General features: G+C 72.1%; 18 protein-coding genes and 4 pseudogenes. 10 read left to right on the forward strand and 12 right to left on the reverse strand.

Features of this window, described 5'->3' with window-relative positions:
• Window positions 1-101: 101 nt before the first annotated feature.
• Window positions 102-953, reverse strand: coding sequence for an alpha/beta fold hydrolase (locus tag ABZX65_RS31185; protein ID WP_355347534.1), 852 nt, complete (start codon window positions 951-953; stop codon window positions 102-104).
• 101 nt (window positions 954-1,054) lie between these two features.
• Between ABZX65_RS31185 and ABZX65_RS31190 the strand changes: the two genes are divergently transcribed.
• Complete coding sequence (locus ABZX65_RS31190) at window positions 1,055-1,477, forward strand: helix-turn-helix domain-containing protein (RefSeq protein ID WP_355347537.1); 423 nt, start codon at window positions 1,055-1,057, stop codon at window positions 1,475-1,477.
• A 34-nt stretch (window positions 1,478-1,511) separates the two neighbouring features.
• Here ABZX65_RS31190 and ABZX65_RS31195 read toward each other — a convergent pair whose 3' ends face one another.
• On the reverse strand, window positions 1,512-2,078 hold the full coding sequence (locus tag ABZX65_RS31195) for a helix-turn-helix domain-containing protein (RefSeq protein ID WP_355347540.1): 567 nt from the start codon (window positions 2,076-2,078) through the stop codon (window positions 1,512-1,514).
• Between the two features lie 109 nt (window positions 2,079-2,187).
• Between ABZX65_RS31195 and ABZX65_RS31200 the strand changes: the two genes are divergently transcribed.
• On the forward strand, window positions 2,188-3,111 hold the full coding sequence (locus ABZX65_RS31200; RefSeq protein ID WP_355347543.1) for an NmrA/HSCARG family protein: 924 nt from the start codon (window positions 2,188-2,190) through the stop codon (window positions 3,109-3,111).
• A gap of 64 nt (window positions 3,112-3,175) precedes the next feature.
• Here the strand turns inward: ABZX65_RS31200 and ABZX65_RS31205 are convergent.
• Window positions 3,176-3,289, reverse strand: a pseudogene (locus ABZX65_RS31205) (TetR/AcrR family transcriptional regulator); the annotation flags it as partial.
• A gap of 273 nt (window positions 3,290-3,562) precedes the next feature.
• Here ABZX65_RS31205 and ABZX65_RS31210 point away from each other — a divergent pair.
• On the forward strand, window positions 3,563-4,048 hold the full coding sequence (locus tag ABZX65_RS31210; protein ID WP_355347546.1) for a GNAT family N-acetyltransferase: 486 nt from the start codon (window positions 3,563-3,565) through the stop codon (window positions 4,046-4,048).
• On the opposite strand, the gene ABZX65_RS31215 is transcribed toward ABZX65_RS31210, so the two are convergent.
• Window positions 4,038-4,481, reverse strand: coding sequence for a glutaredoxin domain-containing protein (locus ABZX65_RS31215; RefSeq protein WP_355347549.1), 444 nt, complete (start codon window positions 4,479-4,481; stop codon window positions 4,038-4,040). The two genes, ABZX65_RS31210 and ABZX65_RS31215, sit on opposite strands and share 11 nt — an antisense overlap.
• A 182-nt stretch (window positions 4,482-4,663) precedes the next feature.
• Here ABZX65_RS31215 and ABZX65_RS31220 point away from each other — a divergent pair, with 182 nt between their 5' ends.
• Complete coding sequence (locus ABZX65_RS31220; protein ID WP_355347552.1) at window positions 4,664-5,194, forward strand: GNAT family protein; 531 nt, start codon at window positions 4,664-4,666, stop codon at window positions 5,192-5,194.
• A 36-nt stretch (window positions 5,195-5,230) separates the two neighbouring features.
• Here ABZX65_RS31220 and ABZX65_RS31225 read toward each other — a convergent pair whose 3' ends face one another.
• Window positions 5,231-5,725: a MarR family transcriptional regulator gene (locus ABZX65_RS31225; RefSeq protein WP_355347555.1), complete on the reverse strand. Its 495-nt coding sequence runs from the start codon at window positions 5,723-5,725 to the stop codon at window positions 5,231-5,233.
• A gap of 91 nt (window positions 5,726-5,816) precedes the next feature.
• On the opposite strand from ABZX65_RS31225, the gene ABZX65_RS31230 reads away from it, so the two are divergent.
• From ABZX65_RS31230 to ABZX65_RS31240, 3 genes are all read left to right on the forward strand, one after another.
• Window positions 5,817-6,683 carry a haloalkane dehalogenase gene (locus tag ABZX65_RS31230; RefSeq protein WP_355347558.1) on the forward strand — a complete coding sequence of 289 codons (867 nt, stop codon included), beginning with the start codon at window positions 5,817-5,819 and terminating at the stop codon, window positions 6,681-6,683.
• A gap of 203 nt (window positions 6,684-6,886) precedes the next feature.
• Complete coding sequence (locus ABZX65_RS31235; protein WP_355347561.1) at window positions 6,887-7,780, forward strand: virginiamycin B lyase; 894 nt, start codon at window positions 6,887-6,889, stop codon at window positions 7,778-7,780.
• A gap of 147 nt (window positions 7,781-7,927) precedes the next feature.
• Window positions 7,928-8,833, forward strand: a complete 906-nt coding sequence (locus tag ABZX65_RS31240) for an aminoglycoside phosphotransferase family protein (protein WP_355347649.1) — start codon at window positions 7,928-7,930, stop codon at window positions 8,831-8,833.
• 33 nt (window positions 8,834-8,866) lie between these two features.
• On the opposite strand, the pseudogene ABZX65_RS31245 reads toward ABZX65_RS31240, so the two are convergent.
• Window positions 8,867-9,244: pseudogene (locus ABZX65_RS31245) on the reverse strand (LuxR C-terminal-related transcriptional regulator); the annotation flags it as partial.
• 107 nt (window positions 9,245-9,351) lie between these two features.
• On the opposite strand from ABZX65_RS31245, the pseudogene ABZX65_RS31250 reads away from it, so the two are divergent.
• Together ABZX65_RS31250 and ABZX65_RS31255 are read left to right on the forward strand one after the other, a co-directional pair.
• A pseudogene (locus ABZX65_RS31250) lies at window positions 9,352-9,564 on the forward strand (hypothetical protein); the annotation flags it as partial.
• 180 nt (window positions 9,565-9,744) lie between these two features.
• On the forward strand, window positions 9,745-10,944 hold the full coding sequence (locus tag ABZX65_RS31255) for an anhydro-N-acetylmuramic acid kinase (protein WP_355347564.1): 1,200 nt from the start codon (window positions 9,745-9,747) through the stop codon (window positions 10,942-10,944).
• Window positions 10,945-11,044: 100 nt separating this feature from the next.
• On the opposite strand, the gene ABZX65_RS31260 is transcribed toward ABZX65_RS31255, so the two are convergent.
• Window positions 11,045-11,398 carry a VOC family protein gene (locus ABZX65_RS31260; protein WP_355347652.1) on the reverse strand — a complete coding sequence of 118 codons (354 nt, stop codon included), beginning with the start codon at window positions 11,396-11,398 and terminating at the stop codon, window positions 11,045-11,047.
• Between ABZX65_RS31260 and ABZX65_RS31265 the strand changes: the two are divergent.
• Window positions 11,363-11,665, forward strand: a pseudogene (locus tag ABZX65_RS31265) (MarR family transcriptional regulator); the annotation flags it as partial. The gene ABZX65_RS31260 and the pseudogene ABZX65_RS31265 overlap by 36 nt on opposite strands.
• A gap of 80 nt (window positions 11,666-11,745) precedes the next feature.
• Here ABZX65_RS31265 and ABZX65_RS31270 read toward each other — a convergent pair.
• From ABZX65_RS31270 to ABZX65_RS31290, 5 genes are all read right to left on the reverse strand, one after another.
• Window positions 11,746-12,588 (reverse strand): alpha/beta hydrolase, encoded by an 843-nt coding sequence (locus ABZX65_RS31270; protein ID WP_355347567.1) that lies wholly within the window; start codon window positions 12,586-12,588, stop codon window positions 11,746-11,748.
• An 86-nt stretch (window positions 12,589-12,674) separates the two neighbouring features.
• The gene (locus ABZX65_RS31275) at window positions 12,675-13,460 is read right to left on the reverse strand and encodes a glutaminase (RefSeq protein WP_355347570.1); all 786 of its coding nucleotides are present in this window, start codon (window positions 13,458-13,460) and stop codon (window positions 12,675-12,677) included.
• Between the two features lie 137 nt (window positions 13,461-13,597).
• Window positions 13,598-14,257: an NAD(P)-binding domain-containing protein gene (locus ABZX65_RS31280; RefSeq protein ID WP_355347573.1), complete on the reverse strand. Its 660-nt coding sequence runs from the start codon at window positions 14,255-14,257 to the stop codon at window positions 13,598-13,600.
• Complete coding sequence (locus ABZX65_RS31285) at window positions 14,254-14,688, reverse strand: hypothetical protein (RefSeq protein WP_355347576.1); 435 nt, start codon at window positions 14,686-14,688, stop codon at window positions 14,254-14,256. The genes ABZX65_RS31280 and ABZX65_RS31285 overlap by 4 nt, the downstream gene beginning before the upstream one ends.
• 223 nt (window positions 14,689-14,911) lie before the next feature.
• Complete coding sequence (locus ABZX65_RS31290; protein WP_355347579.1) at window positions 14,912-15,934, reverse strand: MurR/RpiR family transcriptional regulator; 1,023 nt, start codon at window positions 15,932-15,934, stop codon at window positions 14,912-14,914.
• Window positions 15,935-16,131 lie beyond the last annotated feature (197 nt).

Raw genomic sequence — 16,131 nt, forward strand, 5'->3', positions numbered from 1 at the left:
GAGCGGGAGGCGTGGGATCCGTGGTGCGCCGCCCAGGTCACGCCTCGTCCGCGGTCATCCCTGCCCCCGCTCACGCCCGCCCCGCTCACGCCCTGCCCCGGTCACGCCCTGCCCGCGTCGTCGCGGGCCAGGAACGGGCGCAGGAGCGCGAGCAGGGCGCGCGGCCGGTGCAGCGGGATGATGTGGCCGCAGTCCTCGATGAGGTGTGCGGTGAGATCGTCGGCCAGCGGGCGCAGTTGGCGTGCGAGCACGTCGCCGACCGGCTGGGCGCCCAGGGCCATCGTCGGCACCGTCAGGCGGTGGGCGGCGACCGCCTCACCGATCCGCGCCGCGCTCTCGGGCAGGGCGCGGTAGTACGAGAACGCGCGGCTCAACGCCTCGCGGCCGGTGTACGCGCGCACGAACGCGTCCCGAAGTGCGGGGCGCACTCCCTCGCCGAGCGTGCCGGAGCGCAGGAACCAGTCGACGTACTCGGCTTCGTGACCCTCCAGCACGGTCTCGGCGAGGCCGGGCGCCGCACGGTGGAAGCCGAACCACCACGGCGGTCCGGCGGCGAGGAAGTCCTCGGCGCCGGGCAGCGCGCCCAGCAGGGATTCCATGACGACCAGGCGGCGGACGAGGCCGGGGTGGCGCAGGGCGAGGAGGAAGGCCGCGGGGGCGCCCGCGTCGATGCCCACCACCGCGGCGGACGACACGCCGAGCGCGGCGAGGAGCGCGGCGGCGTCCTCGGCCAGGGTGCCCGCGTCGTACCCGGACGGGGCACGACCACTCGCGCCGAAGCCGCGCAGGTCGGGCGCGATGACGCGGTAGCGGCCGGTCAGATCGGTCATGACGTCCGTCCACACCTCCCAGGTGTGCGGGAAGCCGTGCAGCAGCAGGACGGCGGGACCCGATCCGGCGAGGGCGACGTTCAGTTCGACACCGTTGACGGGCACGCGGCGCAGTTCGGGCATGACGGGACTCCAGGAGTGGTAACCAATGGTGACAAGATCACGCTAGGGAACTAACCTGGTCCGCCCAAGACGGCACTTTCCCCTCAGGTGGTGAGCCACAGGTGACCACGTCCGGGCCCGACGCACCGGGCACGTACGGGCCGCGGCCCGGCGACCGCGGCAACCTGCTGGATCCGCGCTGCCCGACCCGCCAGCTGCTCGACCGCATCGGCACCAAGTGGACGTCGATGGCGGTCAAGACGCTGGCCGAGCAGGCTCCGGGCGAGGTCCGCTTCGCCGAACTGCGGCGCCGCATCCCCGGCATCTCGCAGAAGATGCTGTCCGCCACCTTGCAGAGCCTGGTCCGCGACGGCCTGGTCACGCGCCGCGTGGAACCGACGGTGCCGCCCGCCGTCCACTACCGCCTCACCGACCTCGGCCTGTCCCTCGAACACCCCCTCGCCGCCCTGCGCGACTGGGCCGAGACCCACATGCCGGAGATCGACCGCAACAACCGGCTCGCCGACGGGCCATCTCCCGACTAGGGCCTGTCCGGACGACGGCGACAGGCGCCGTTGCTCAGCGCTGGGGGCTCAGGCCCGCCACCGACAGGTCGAAGAGTTGGCGGGCGCGGGCGGCCGGGTCGGGGGCATGCTCCGTGGCCAAGGCGATGCCGACCAGCAGGGTGATCAGGTCGAGGGCGGTGACGTCCTTGGCCACCGCGCCGTCCCGCGCGGCGCGGCGGAGCAGCGGGCCCGCTGCTTCTTCGAGCGTGGCCGAGCAACTGTTGTTGTGCACCGGGTCGACTCCGGCGGCGTTGTAGGACAGCGCGGTGGCCAGGCCGCGGGCGGAGACGCAGTAGGTGAGGACGTCGCCGAGCCACTCCAGCAGCGCGCCGCGGCTCTCGCCTTCGCCGGTCAGTTCTTGCGCCCGGACGCGCAGGGCCTCGATTCGCTCCCGGGAGACCGCCTCCAGCAGCGCTTGGCGGGTGGGGAAGTGCCGCCGCACGGTCGCGGAGCCGACTCCCGCCGTGCGGGCGATCTGTTCCAGCGAGGCGTCGGCGCCGTGGGCGGCGACTTCCTGCTGGGCCACGGCGAGGATGCGCGTGTAGTTGCGCCGGGCGTCTGCGCGCTGGCCATCCGGCATGGCCTACCTCCATGGTTGCCAAGTGGCGGGGTCCGCCATATCGTACCCGGAAGAGAAACGGCGGGCCCCGCCGTTTAGCGTCTCCCCGCACGAGCACCCGAGGAGCATCATGTCCGCACGCCCCGCACCGGTCCTGGTCACCGGCGCCACCGGCCGGCAGGGCGGCGCCACCGCCCGCGCCCTGCTCGCGTCCGGCGTCCCCGTCCGCGCCCTGGTCCGCGATCCGGCCGCCGACCGGGCCAAGGCTGTCGAGGCGCTCGGCGCCGAACTGGTCACCGGCGACCTGCGCGACCGCGGCTCCGTGGTCCGGGCCGCCGAGGGAGTCCGCGCCGTCTTCTCCGTACAGATGCCCGAGATGACGGCGGAGAGCTTCGACTTCGAGGGAGAGGTGACGCAAGGCGTCAACCTCGTCGAGGGCGCGAAGGCCGCAGGAGTGCCGCAGTTCGTGCACACCTCCGTGACCGGCGCCGGTCAGCACACCGAGGCGCCCGGCTGGGCCGAGGGCCGCTGGCATTACATGGAACCCGTCCTGGGCGCCAAGAGCGCGATCCAGGACGCGGTCCGCGCGGCGGGTTTCCCCCACTGGACGCTGCTCAAGCCCGGCTTCTTCATGGAGAACTTCCTTCCGTCCATGGCGTTCCTGTTCCCGCGCGGCATCGAGGGCGGCCTGGTGAGCGTCCTCAGGCCGGACACCCATCTGTCGCTGATCGCGGTGGACGACATCGGCCGCGCCGCCGCGGCGGCCTTCGCCGATCCGGAGCGGTTCGACCGGGTCGAACTGGAGCTGGCGGGCGACTATCTGTCGATGACTCAGATCGCCGACGTCCTCTCGCGGGCCCTGGGCACGCACCTGCCCGCGCCGGACATGACAGAGCAGGAGGCGCTCGCCGCCGGAATGCCGGCCATGGGCGCCTCGCATGAATGGCTCAACGCGGTCGACCAGCCGGGCCGCCCGCAGTACGCGCGGGACCTCGGCATCCCGCTCACCGGCTTCGAGGAGTGGGCGCGGCAGCACATGGTGGCCGCGGCCTGAACCGCGCCCGCGAGGCGAGCGAGCCCGCACCGCGACCGGCCGGAGCCCGCGGTGAGCCGTCCCCTCAGGCGCCGGGGAGGACGGCCGCGACGACCTTGCGGATCGCGGCGGGTGTCGGCGGCGGTCCGTCGCGGTCGGCGAACAGCAGATGGCCGGCGCCGATCAGGGTCGGGGCGAGGAGAGCGGCCTCGGCCGCCGCGTCGAGCGGCTGCGGCGGCTGCGTCCTGGTCGCGACCGGCCCACCGACGAGGGCGAAGAACTCGTCTCGCCCAGCCGGAGCGCACATGCTCCGGCCGTCCGAGCCGGGCTGGGACGGCACCTGCCGCCGCCTCGTGGCGACCTGTCTGCGGGGCCCGCGGCGTGAGCCGTGACCGACCCCGATGGCCCCGCGCGCCTCGGCCGGCGGAAAACCACAGGCCGCGCGGCGGCCCAACTGCCTATATTCCTGGCCATGCCCCAGATCGAACTGCTCCACCCGGACCACTCCCCCGCGCTGCTCGCCTTCGAGCGGGAGAACCGGGCCTACTTCGCCGCGACGATCCCCGACCGGGGCGACGACTTCTTCGCCCGCTTCGACGACCACCTCCGTGACCGGCTGGCCGAGCAGGAGACCGGCGCCTGCTACTTCCACGTCGTAACCGGTACCGAGGGCGACGTCCTCGGCCGGATCAATCTCGTCGACGTCGCCGACGGCGGAGCCGACCTCGGTTACCGGATCGCCGAACGCGCCGCGGGCCGGGGCCTGGCCACCTGGGCGGTACGGGAACTGTGCCGCACGGCCGCCACCGAGTACGGGCTGACCGTCCTGCGCGCCGGAACCACCCTCGACAACGCGGCCTCCCGAGCCGTACTGGCCCGTACGGGCTTCACCGTCGTCGGCGAGCACCAGTTCTCCGGCCGCCCCGGCCTGACGTACCGCCGCGCCCTCACGCCGTAGCGGACGGGGAGAGCTGTTCGCGCACCCACGCGGGATCGGGGTTGGTGTACGGCCGGCCCGCGACGACGACGGTCGGGACGGTCTCATTGCCCTCGTTGACCGCCCTCACCGCCTCCGCCGCGGCCGGGTCACGCCAGATGTTGACCCAGTGCAACCGGCGGGCCCTGCGGCCGAGTCGGAAGCGCAGGCGCAGGCAGAATTTGCAGCCCGGCCGCCAGTAGACGATCGGCCGGCCGTCGGCGGCGCTGAGGCGCTGCGCCTCGGACGCGCCGATCGACCGGGGGAAGACCAGAGGCGAGTTCAGCCCCGCGAGCAGCACGAAGGCCAGCAGGAAGGTCGCGGCCCGGCCGGGGCTCCCGCCGAGGATCAGCCCGGTCGCGGCGGCCACGCCGCAGAGGACCAGCAGCATCGGCAGGAACCACGCACGCATCATGATCAGGCAGCTTATCGGTGCGGTGAACCGCCTCGCGGTCCAGGCCGCGGCTCGCCCGCGTACCCCCGTACAACCGGGCAACCGGGCAACCGGAGTCGGCCTCGCGCGCGACGCGTCGCCTTCGGTCGATGACGCCGGTATTCGGTTTGCCGTCGGCCGACGGGCTCGGATAGGAAACGTGCATGCTCAAGGGGAACAAGGTCGGGCTGAGGGCTCGGCACGCGGATGACATCCCGGTCCTGCGGACCGAGCTCTACAACGACGTGGTCAACGCCGCGCGAGCGGAGGGCGGCCCGTGGCGGCCGGTCTCGCCCGAGTCGAAGGATCCGCGGCTGTTCGTGGACGACAAGGAGGAGGGGCACGTCGCCTTCTCCGTCGTGGAGTTGGACGGCGGCGCCCTGGTCGGCACCGCGACGCTCTGGGGTATCGACACCCACAACCGGTCGGCGCACATCGGATTGGGCCTGTTGCCGTCCGCTCGCGGGAAGGGCTACGGGACGGACGTGGTCGCGGCCCTGTGCCAGTACGGCTTCGTCGTGCGCGGCCTGCACCGGTTGCAGATCGAGACGCTGGCGGACAATGACGCGATGCTGCGCTCCGCCGAGCGGAACGGCTTCGTCCGCGAGGGCGTGCTGCGCTCGTCGGCGTGGGTGATGGGCGAGTTCCTTGACGAGGTCCTGCTCGGGCTCCTGGCCGAGGACTGGAAGCCGTAGCCAGGGGCCGCTTGAGGGCGCGGGCACGGGCCGGTTTCACATGTGCTGCCCGTGGTGGTCCACGACGGCGGTGAGGAGCCGGGCCAGCTCGGCGCGTTCCGGTTGGGACAGCGGGGCGAGCACCTGGTCCTCCACCTCGGTCAGCAGTCCGTCGAGCTTCAGGAGCCGGCGGCGGCCCGGCCCGGTGAGCGCGATGATGTTCTGCCGACGGTCGGCGGGGTTGGGCGAGCGTTCGAGCAGCCCGCTCTCGGCCAGTTCGTTGACGACCGCGACCATGTCGCTGCGGTAGATGCCCGTACGGCCGCTCAGTTCGGCCTGGCTGGCGGGCCCGAACTCCTCCAGGGTGGCGAGCACCGCGTAGTGCCATTTGCGGGCGCCCTCCCGCGTCAGCTCCTCGTTCACCAGGCGGTCCGAACGGATCGCGGCGAGCGACAGGAGCCGGGTCCGCAGATTCCGCAGCCGCGCCGGAGTGGCCGCGACGGTGGCCTGCGGTGCGGTCGGGGGTGCCGTGTCACGTGCGCCGTTGCTCATGCCGTGATCATACCCTTTGCGTTAGTGCCACTAACGGATTATCTTCGACACGAGATAACCGTTAGTGTGACTAGCGATGCGGAGAAGAGTCATGCCCGTGACGAAGGTGCTCGATTCGACGATGTTTTACGAGGAGACGGGCAGCGGCACTCCCGTCGTCTTCCTGCACGGCAATCCCGGCTCGTCCCACCTGTGGCGCAAGGTGCTGCCCGCGATCGACCTGCCCGCCCGCCTGCTCGCGCCCGACCTGATCGGCATGGGCCGCTCGGGCAAGCCCGACGTGCCGTACCGGTTCGCCGACCACGCGCGCTACGTGGACACGTGGTTCGACCGGCTGGACCTGGACAAGGTGGTGCTCGTCGGCCACGACTGGGGCGGGGCCCTCGCCTTCGACTGGGCGGCCCGCCACCCCGACCGGGTCCTGGGTGTGGCCTTCTTCGAGACCATCGTGCGGCCGATGTCCTGGAGCGAACTGGGCGAGGGACCGCGCTCGCGCGCCGAGACCATGCGCGGGCCGCAGGGCGAAGCCCTGGTGCTCGACCGGAACGTCTTCCTGGAGTCGGCCTTCACCGGCGGGGTGCTGCACCCGGTGGGCGAGGACGACCTGCGGGCCTACCGGGCGCCGTACCCGACGCCCGAGAGCCGCCGCCCGATCCTCGCGTGGGCCCGCTCACTGCCGCTGGACGGCGAGCCGGCCGATGTCACCGAGCGCGTCGAGCAGTACGACAAGTGGCTCGCGAGCAGCGATCAGGTCCCCAAACTGCTGCTCACCTTCGACTCCTCGCCCACCTTGCTGATCGGCCCGGAGACGGCGAACTGGTGCGCGGCGAACATCGCGGCCCTGGAGACCCGGCACTGCGGTCCCGCCGGGCACCACGCCCCGGAGGACCAGCCGCTGGCCATCGCGGACGCGATCACCGCGTGGGCGCGGCGGCACGCGGTGGTCACCGGCCGCTGAGCGCGCTGCCCGGCCGTTCCCGCGCCGGGCCCGTACGGGAAATCAGTTGCGCCCGGTGGCCTCGTGTCAGCAGGGTGCGGGGGTGATCGGAACGGGGACCGCACCGGCCACGGACGTCGGTCGAGCCGCGACCGTATCGGCGTCCCCTCCGTATCCGCCAACCGTATGCGCTACCCGCATTCGCTTCCGCAGGAGGATTCGCCGTGCAGCGTTCTGAAAGCCCGGCCGTCACGGAGATCCCCGTGGCGGGCAAGGACGCCGGCCCCTACGGCATCGCGGCAGGACCTGACGGCGCCCTGTGGCTCACCCTCGCGCAGAACGGCAGCGTGGCGCGCCTCACCCTCGACGGCGAATTCAGCGAATTCCCGCTGGACTCGCCCGAGAGCCGCCCCACGGTCATCACTGCGGGCCCGGACGGCGCGCTGTGGTTCACCCTCCATCTGGCGAGCGCGATCGGCCGCGTCGGCACCGACGGCGCACTGCGCTCCTACCGGCTGCCGACGCCCGACAACGGCCCCTTCGGCATCACCACCGGCCCCGACGGCGCGCTGTGGTTCACGCAGATGAACACCGACCGGATCGGCCGGATCACCGTCGAGGGAGAGATCACCGAGTACGCCCTTCCCGTACAGGGCGGCTGTCCCTCGGCGATCACCGAAGGCCCGGACGGGGCGCTGTGGTTCACCCTCAACCAGGCGAACGCGATCGGCCGCGTCACCGTCGAGGGCGCGGTCGACCTGTACCCCCTGCCGACTCCGGGTGCCGCGCCGGTCGGCATCGCCAGTGACGGCGCCGCCTTGTGGTTCGTCGAGATCGCGGCGGGGCAGATCGGCAGGATCACGACGGACGGGCGGATCGAGGAGTTCCCGCTCCCCGACCGTACGGCCAAGCCGCACGCCGTCGTCGCGGCCGGCGTCGGGGACTGCTGGTTCACCGAATGGGGAGCCAACCGCATCGGTCACCGCGCGGCGAGCGGCGAGATCACCGCGTACGACCTGCCGACCGCTACATCGGAGCCGCACGGCATCACCGTGGGTCCGGACGGCGCTGTCTGGGCGGCCCTGGAGGTGGGAGCCGTCGCACGGCTCGCGCCCTGAGGTGAACCGCCGCCTCGGCGGGGCCGGGCGGGTCGTCACCGGGCCCGCGCGGAAAATCCGGTCGGCGGACCGCGCGTCGCCCGCTCGAACAGTCGCGGTCGTCCGAGATCGCCAGCCACATCGATCGCACCGCCTCAAGGAGCCGTCCTGACCACGCAGCACACCCCGGACACCGCGGACTTCCGCCCCGCGATCGACACCGCGCTGGTACGACGGCTGGTCGACAGACAGTTCCCGCGGTGGGCCGGACTTCCCCTGGAACCGCTCGGCGCGGCCGGTTCCGATCATGTGATCCACCGGCTGGGCCGGGAGTTGTCCGTCCGCCTCCCCCGCCACCGCGGCGCCATCGGCCAGGCCGCGAAGGAGGCGCGGTGGCTGCCCCGGCTCGCCGCGCACCTGCCGCTGGCCGTCCCCGTACCCGTAGCTGTCGGACGGCCCGACCTCGGCTATCCGTGGCCGTGGGCGGTCACCCGGTGGCTGGACGGCGAGGTGGCCACCGTCGAGCGGCTCGGCGAATCGGTGGGCGCGGCGGTCGAGTTGGCGGAGTTCCTGCTGGCCCTTCAGCGATTCGCACCGCCGGACTCGGTCGCGGACGGGCCAACGGGCCTTGCGGCGAGCCCGTTGGCCGCGCGGGACCGCGCGACCCGGGCCGCCGTCGCGAGGGTCGGCGACACCTTCGACGCGGCGGCGATGGCCGGCCTGTGGGACGCGGCGCTGCGCGCCCCCGCGTGGGGCCGGCCGCCGGTCTGGGTGCACGGCGACTTCCACACCGGCAATCTGCTGACCGTCGACGGCCGCCTCAGCGCGGTCATCGACTTCGGCGGCCTCGCCCTCGGTGACCCGGCCTGCGATCTGATGGTCGCCTTCACCTTGATGTCGGCCGGGAGCCGGGCCGCCTTCCGCGCCACGCTCGGCGTGGACGACGCCACCTGGACACGCGGTCGCGGCTGGGCACTGGCCACCGGCCTGAACGCCTACGTGTCCTACGCCGCCGACGATCCGCGAGTCGCCGCACAGACCACCCGCCAGATCACCCAGGCCCTCACCGGCTAGTTCCCGCACAGGGCCGCCTCGCTACGACCGGAGTCAGCGGTTTGACGAGGCCGACGTCGGCCGGGCGGCCTGACCGCAGGGCCCGTCAGCATCCTCGACGTCCGCTGCCCACCGCGGCGGCCGGGCCGAAGAGCCCTCCGCCCGCCCTTCGAGATAGGCCAGTACGGCGAGCACCCGGCGGTGGCCGCTGTCGCTCCGCGGCACTCCGAGCTTCAGGAAGACATTGCCGATGTGCTTGCTGACCGAACGCTCGGTGACCATGAGGGCTTTGGCGATGGTGGTGTTGTCGTGGCCCTCCGCCATCAGTGCGAGGACTTCGCGTTCGCGCCGGGTCAGCGCGTCCAGCGGCGAGTCCCTTCGCCGGGTGAGGAGTTCGGTCACCACCTCGGGCTCCAGCGCCGTGCCACCGGCCGGTCGGTGAGGATCGGCGGGTGGATGCCCTCGAACGACGTGCCGCAGTTCGGCCAGTGCCTCCTTCGCCTGGTCCTGGGTGTCGTCGAGAAGCCGCAGCGCGGCCGCTGTTCGACGCCTTCGTCGTCCGCATGGCGATCGTGCCCGCCGTCCTGTCCCTGCTGGGCGACAGGGCCTGGTACCTGCCGCGCCGACAGGACCGGGCGTTCCCGGACATCGACGTCGAGGGCGCGAAGCTCGGCGCCGAGGTCGCCGCGGAGGCGACGGGCGGCACCGACGTGGACCCGGTCGAGGCCGTGCGGCCGGTTCCGAATCGCTGACGGGCTCAGCGCGTAAGGGAGTTGACGCCCGTCCGGTCAGCAGACGCACCGTTCAGGCCGCGATACGGCGACGCCGCCGCGTGCGTCGGCCGCGTGACGGCGCGGAGCCCCGGGTGAGCGGGGAGGACACGTCCGCTCATACTGGGGCGACCGCAGACCCCGCACTCCTGGAGAAGTCACGTGATCGTCGTCGGTCTCATGTCGGGCACCTCGATGGACGGCCTGGATGTCGCCGTCGGTGAGTTCGGGTTCGACGGGGAGGTGCTGACGCTGCGGCCGCTCGGGGCCGAGGAGTACCCGTGGCCGCCCGAGACGCGGGAGCGGCTGCTCGGGTTGCTGCCGCCGTCCGCTGTCGGGCTCGCCGAGGTGTGCGAGGTGGACACGCTGGTGGGGCAGGCGTCCGCGGCGGCGGTCGTCAGGGCGATCGAGCGGTTCTCGGGCGGCCGGGCCGACCTCGTGGCCTCGCACGGCCAGACGGTGTTCCACTGGATCACCGACGGCCGCGCCCTCGGCACCCTGCAACTCGGCCAGCCCGCGTGGATCACCGAGGCGACCGGACTCCCTGTCGTCTCGGACGTACGGGCCCGCGACATCGCGGCGGGCGGCCAGGGCGCGCCGCTCGCCAGCACGCTGGACACGCTGTGGCTCGCGGACGACACGTCGGCCGGTGCCGGGACCGTACCGACCCGCCGGGCCGCGCTGAACCTCGGCGGCATCGCCAATGTGACGGTGGTCGGCGGCCGGGACGAGCCGGTCGTCGCCTTCGACACCGGTCCGGCCAACTGCCTGCTCGACGCCGCCGCCCACCGCGTCACCGGGGGCCGGGCCGGGAGCGACCTCGACGGCCGCCTCGCGCTGGCCGGGACCGTACGCCCGGACCTGCTGGCCCGGCTGCTGGACGAGCCGTACTACCGGCGGGAGGCGCCGAAGTCCACCGGCCGCGAGCTGTTCAGGGCCGACTACGTCGAGCCGCGGTGCGCGGGGCTGCCGCCGGTGTCGGACGAGGATCTGATGGCGACGCTGACGGAGCTGACGGCCGTGACCGTCGCGGACGCCTGCCGCCGGTACGGGCTCACCGAGGTCGTCGCCTCCGGGGGCGGGGTGCGCAATCCGGCGCTGATGGCGGCGCTGCGCGAGCGGCTGAGCCCCGCGGTCCTCGTCACCAGTGACGAGCGCGGGCTGCCCGCGGGCGACAAAGAAGCGTATCTGATGGCGCTGCTGGGCTTCCTCACCTGGCACGGGATTCCCGGTGTGGTCCCCGGCGCGACCGGCTCCTCGACCCCGCGGGTACTGGGCCGGATCACTCCGGGCGACGCGCCGCTCCGGCTGCCGGAACCGGCCCCGAGCCCGCGCCGCCTCGCCGTCCTGCCGCCGGTCTGACCCGTACCGCCTGGCGACGGCCGACGGCCCGCGGTGGGACACGCTGGGCGGCATCGCCTTGTGCGTACCGCCGTTGAGGCGTGCGCCGTTGAGCGGCCGATCAGGCGCGGTCGTGGAGCGTGATCTGGTAGCCGTCGGGGTCGGCGAAGGTGAACGTCCGGCCGAAGGGGCCGTCGACCGGCGCGGAGACGATGGTGTGACCGTCGGCGACGAGAGCGTCATGGACGGCCTGGACGTCGGTGGCGTGCAGCCAGATCGCGGCACCGATGCCGGGCTGGGCGACGGACGCGAGATCGGTGCCGGGAACGATGTCGCGCAGTGCGAACGCGATCGGCTTCGTCTCGGAGACGACGGCGTGCGGAGGTCCGGCCTGCGAGCGGACGAGGCCGAGGTACTGCTCGTAGAACGCCTGCGAGGCGCCGAGGTCGCGCGCGGCGCGTTCGTCACACGGCAGTCGATGAACGTGCTGCTCCAGACCCTGGAACGGGACGGCTACGTGACCAGGCCCGCGGCGGCGCCCGTCGGGAAGGTCCTCCCCACGCGGCTCACACCGCGCGGCCGACAGAGCCTGGAGAAGGCGACCGTGGCCGTCCGTTCCGTCGAGGTGAGAATGCTGGCCGGCCTGACCGACACCGAGCAGTCAGGCGCGTTCCGAATCCTGCAGAGCATGATCCATTCCCTGCGCGACACCAAAGACGACGGCCCATGCGGCGCTGGTTGACGCAACATCGTCTGGGAGACGCGGCTCCTGGCAATGCCTTCCAGCGCCTCGGCTCCCGCGCCGCGTCCGTCAGGCCACCGTCACTTCGAGAGGAAGTCGCGCAGCGCGGTGTTGACCTCGTCGGCGTGGGTCCAGAGCAGGCCGTGCGGTGCTCCTTCGACCTCGACGTAGTCGGCCTCGGGGAGCGCCTTGTGGAATCGGCGGCCAGTGGCGTCGATCGGGAGGATGTTGTCCTTCGTTCCGTGCAGGATCAGCGCGGGCTTGCCGCTCGCACGGACCGCCTCGACATCGGCGCGGAAGTCCTCGATCCATGCCGGGACCGCGGCGTACGCGGCCACCGGAGCGCTGAGGACCGCGACGTTCCAGCTACCGGTCACCGCCTCCTCGCTGATACGGGTGCCGAGGTTCTCGTCGAGGTTGTAGAAGTCCGCGTAGAACTGCTTGAACCAGGCGTACCGGTCCGCCTTCGCGGTCGCCGCGATGCCGTCGAACACTTCCTGCGGCACGCCGTCGGGGTTGTCGTCGCGGGCGACGAGGAACGGCTCCAGCGAGGCGAGGAAGGCGAGCTTCGCGACACGCTCATGACCGTGCCGGCTCACGTAGCGGGCGAGTTCCCCCGTGCCCATCGAGAAACCGACAAGGACGACGTCCCGCAGGTCGAGGGTCTCGAGGACCGTGTTCAGATCGGCGGCGAAGGTGTCGTAGTCGTAACCGGAGTTCACCTTCGAGGACTGGCCGAAGCCTCGGCGGTCGTAGGTGATGACCCGATAACCCTGGGCCAGCAGTTCGCGCGTCTGACGTTCCCAACTGTGCCCGTCCAGCGGGTAGCCGTGGACCAGGACGACCGGCTGCCCGGAACCCTGGTCCTCGTAGTAGAGCTCGACCGGCGTGCTGTTCTCCGTGCCGACGGTGATGTAACCCATGGTCTCTTTCCCTTTCCGGCCGACGAACCGAACGCCGACCCGTGTCTTTGAGCCCGATGGCTCGATTTCTGTGCGAGAACTCCGTTTCACCGGCGGCGAGTCGGATGATTCCCCGCTCCGCCGCCGACCGCTTCCCGTGCCGGGCCGCCCCTCGGCGGACGCACGGCCTGGTCCACGGTGTCCACGACGGTGACGCGGCCACCGTCGCCGGGATCGGGATCGGGCATGATCGATTCCGGGTCGGCGAGATACACCTCGTGACCACTCAGCGTCAGCCGACGCACGACCTCCAGCAGCACGCGCCGCGCCGCGCCGTCCATCGAATGGACCCTTGTCAGGTCCAAGGCCACCCTTACGGCCGAAGGCGGAACGGCCATGGCTTCCTGAACGACCCTCTCGGCCATGGCGAAGCCGATGCGGCCTTGCAGTCGCAGGACCCGGAGCGCGTTCGGTCCGCTGCCCACGTCATGGTGGGACCGCGCCACCGCACGCGCGGCGGCGGGGACCTCCATCACACGCAGTCCCATGCCCCCGGAGAGTCGTTCGAACAGGGACACCCCGCGAACGCTGTTCCCGTGACGATCCAGGCGTGGTGAGAACGTGGCCATGCCGATCTGTCCGGGGAGCGCGCCGATTAGGCCCCCTGCCACCCCGCTCTTCGCCGGAATGCCGACCCCGCGTGGTGACGCGCACGGAACACTGCCGGATGTAACCGTCCACGACGGCCTCGGGGTCCTCGGTGAGGCCACGCGCTCCGCCGGAAGCAGGTTCACCGCGCCGACGAGTGCGTGCACGGTGATCGCACCAACGTTGATCATAGGATTGAGAGGGCGCAGTGCCTCTGCCGGATAGTCGGGAATGATCGGCCGCATTCGTCCTCCATGCGCAATCGGCGTCGGGCACCGCCGCACGACGGTTTGTCCGACTGTCCTTCCGCGCAGAAGGCGACGAGATGACCGCGCTTCCCCCCGGCCCGGTCGAGGCGCCGCTGTTCTTCTGCGACGAGTGCTCAAGCAGCCGTGCCGGACTCGGGGGCGGCGGTGAGCGCGCGAAGCCGGTCGATGTCGACGTTGGCTCCGAAGGCGGGGGTTCCCGGCTCGAGCCGGACGCCCGCCGCAAGGCCGCCGATGGCGAGGGGGTCGAATCCGAGTGCGGTGATCAGGTCAGCGACGACGGCGAGATCCTCGGGCGAGTCCCCGGCGATCGCGATGGCCTTGCGTCCGACGGAGCCGACTGGACGGGCCCCGTCCTCGAGATCGTGGTAGCCCATGTGGTTGAGGGCTTTCACGACACGTGCGCCCGTCAGGAACCGCTGAACGGCCTCGCTCGACGACGTGTCGGGCGGGAGGATCTCGTCGCGGGGACCGTCGACCTCCCACCAGTGGTTCATCGCGTCGACGACCAGCTTGCCCTTCAGCTCCGTGACCGGGAGGTCACGGTGTTTGCCGAGCGGGAGGGCCAGGACCACCACGTCGGCGGCATCGGCGGCCCGGGCCGGCCATACGGCGGTCGCTCCGGGCGTGAGGACTCTGGCGGTGAGCGCGACCTTCGAGGGGTCGCCGGACCCGGAGATCAGGACTCGATAGCCGGCGGCGACCGCCAGGCGTGCCAGGACAGTGCCGACCTTCCCGGCTCCCAGGATTCCGACCGTGGTGACAGGGTCAGTCATCGCGTGGCTCCCGCCGAGGCCGCGGGCCGCTCGGACAGAAGTTCACGGACCCGCGGGATGACCTGGGTGCCGTACAGCTCGACCGAACGCAGGCGCGCGGAGGCCGAAACGGTGCCGGCGGCGGAGTAGATCATGTCGAACCGGCCCGCGTCCAGGACTCGTACGGCATGGGCGATCCTCGCCGCGACCGTCTCGGCCGAGCCGACGTACAGCGACCCGCGGTCCACCTCCGCGTCGAATTCCTCCCGGCGGAGCGGCGGCCAGCCGCGCTGCCTCCCGATGCGGTCGCGGATCTCCTTGTACCCGGGGTAGAAGAGCTCCTTGGCCTCTTCGTCGGTGGAGGCGACGAAACCGGGCGAATGGGTCCCGATCGGCTGGGCCGTTGTGCCGAACTCGTCGCTGGCACGCCGGTAGCTCGCTCTGATCTCCAAGAGAATCCTGGACCACATCGAGAAGCAGCCGGACTGACCGGGCGTCACCGTCAGTTCACGTCCTGCCCGGCCGCCATGGCCTCGTCAGGTGCTTCGAAGGGGGCTCGGACGGCCGCGGAGCCGGCACCGGAGCGCTGGGCTGAGGGCAGTACCGCGCACGGAGGGCGTCGGCGTAGAAGGCGGCAGGGCGGTGGCGGCGGGCGAGTCGAGCGGTGTGGCGGGGTCAGTGGTCCTCGGCTGACGCGCGTCGGCCGGGGTGGGGGTGGGGGCGGCGCTGGTGCACCACGCCGTAGGTCTGCGCGAGCGCGGCGGTCGCGCGGTCGTACGAGCGCTGGGCGATGCCGACGAACAGGCAGTCGACCACGGCCAGTTGGGCGATCCGGCTCGCGGTGGAGCCGGACCGCAGGGGCATCTCGCGGACCGCGGTGGTGAGCACCAGGTCGGCGGACCGGGTGAGCAGCGAGCCCGCGAAGTTGGTGAGGGCGATGGTGGTCGCGCCGCGCTCGGCGGCGGCCTCCAGGGGGTCGACGGTGTCCACGGTGGCGCCGGAGTGGGAGATGCCGACCGCCACGTCGTTCTTGCCGAGCAGGGCGGCGGCAGTCAGGGCCGCGTGCGCGTCCGTCCAGATGAACGCCATGAGGCCGATGCGGTGCAGCTTCTGGTGCAGGTCCTGGCCGACGAAGCCGCTCGCCCCGATGCCGAAGATGTCGATCCTGCGGGCCTGGGATATCGCCCGTACGGCCAGTTCCAGGGTGTCGAGGTCGAGGTTGGCGCCGGTCTCCTCCAGCGCCCGCGCCTCGTTGTACACGATTTTGTCCACGACCTGGGCGAGGGTGTCCGCCTCGCTGATGTCGCCGCTGGCCCGTAGCCGGTCCGCGCTCTGCGCGTCCTCGCGCGCCGCCGCTCCGGCCAGCGCCACGCGCAGGTGCGGGTAATTGCGCAGCCCGATCGTCCGGCAAAAGCGCATCACCGTCGTCACCGAGGTCTCCGCCTGCCCGGCCAGCGCCGTGCTGGACAGCCGCGCCGCCCCGGCCGGATCGCTCAGGATCGCCGCCGCGACCCGCTTCTCCGCGGGCTGGAGGGAGGGGACGGCGCCGCGGATCCTGACCAGTACGTCACCGGCGAGCGCGTCGTCGGGCGCCCGGTGCGCCGTGACGCCGGAGACGGGAGGGGCCGCCGCGGTCGGAGGGACCGCGGCGGACGCGTCCTGCGCGGTGGGCACGGGCAACAGTGCGCGCTTGGCCATGGCTTCCTCCAGATGACGTCAGCGACAGCGTAGCCCGGAGATGATGTTAAAAACGAACACTATGACCGCCGCTCGCGGTAGTTATTGACGCGTCAGGCCGTCATCTCCATACTTGCCGAATCACCGCAGCCCAAGGGCGGTCCGCAGCCGGACCGTCCGGCCATGCCGTACGCCCGACGGGCGGGGCTGCGCGTACG

This window comes from Streptomyces sp. NPDC003300, assembly GCF_040610915.1.
Taxonomy (GTDB): Bacteria; Actinomycetota; Actinomycetes; order Streptomycetales; family Streptomycetaceae; genus Actinacidiphila.

What these genes read in the sequence shown, in the direction of transcription:
- ABZX65_RS31195 (WP_355347540.1), bottom strand. Translation starts at nt 2,078, where the DNA reads ATGCCGGATGGCCAGCGCGCAGACGCCCGGCGCAACTACACGCGCATC.
- ABZX65_RS31270 (WP_355347567.1), bottom strand. Translation starts at nt 12,588, where the DNA reads ATGGGTTACATCACCGTCGGCACGGAGAACAGCACGCCGGTCGAGCTC.
- ABZX65_RS31220 (WP_355347552.1), top strand. Translation starts at nt 4,664, where the DNA reads ATGCTCAAGGGGAACAAGGTCGGGCTGAGGGCTCGGCACGCGGATGAC.
- ABZX65_RS31215 (WP_355347549.1), bottom strand. Translation starts at nt 4,481, where the DNA reads ATGATGCGTGCGTGGTTCCTGCCGATGCTGCTGGTCCTCTGCGGCGTG.
- ABZX65_RS31185 (WP_355347534.1), bottom strand. Translation starts at nt 953, where the DNA reads ATGCCCGAACTGCGCCGCGTGCCCGTCAACGGTGTCGAACTGAACGTC.
- ABZX65_RS31280 (WP_355347573.1), bottom strand. Translation starts at nt 14,257, where the DNA reads ATGACTGACCCTGTCACCACGGTCGGAATCCTGGGAGCCGGGAAGGTC.
- ABZX65_RS31225 (WP_355347555.1), bottom strand. Translation starts at nt 5,725, where the DNA reads ATGAGCAACGGCGCACGTGACACGGCACCCCCGACCGCACCGCAGGCC.
- ABZX65_RS31275 (WP_355347570.1), bottom strand. Translation starts at nt 13,460, where the DNA reads ATGCGGCCGATCATTCCCGACTATCCGGCAGAGGCACTGCGCCCTCTC.
- ABZX65_RS31230 (WP_355347558.1), top strand. Translation starts at nt 5,817, where the DNA reads ATGCCCGTGACGAAGGTGCTCGATTCGACGATGTTTTACGAGGAGACG.
- ABZX65_RS31200 (WP_355347543.1), top strand. Translation starts at nt 2,188, where the DNA reads ATGTCCGCACGCCCCGCACCGGTCCTGGTCACCGGCGCCACCGGCCGG.
- ABZX65_RS31210 (WP_355347546.1), top strand. Translation starts at nt 3,563, where the DNA reads ATGCCCCAGATCGAACTGCTCCACCCGGACCACTCCCCCGCGCTGCTC.
- ABZX65_RS31290 (WP_355347579.1), bottom strand. Translation starts at nt 15,934, where the DNA reads ATGGCCAAGCGCGCACTGTTGCCCGTGCCCACCGCGCAGGACGCGTCC.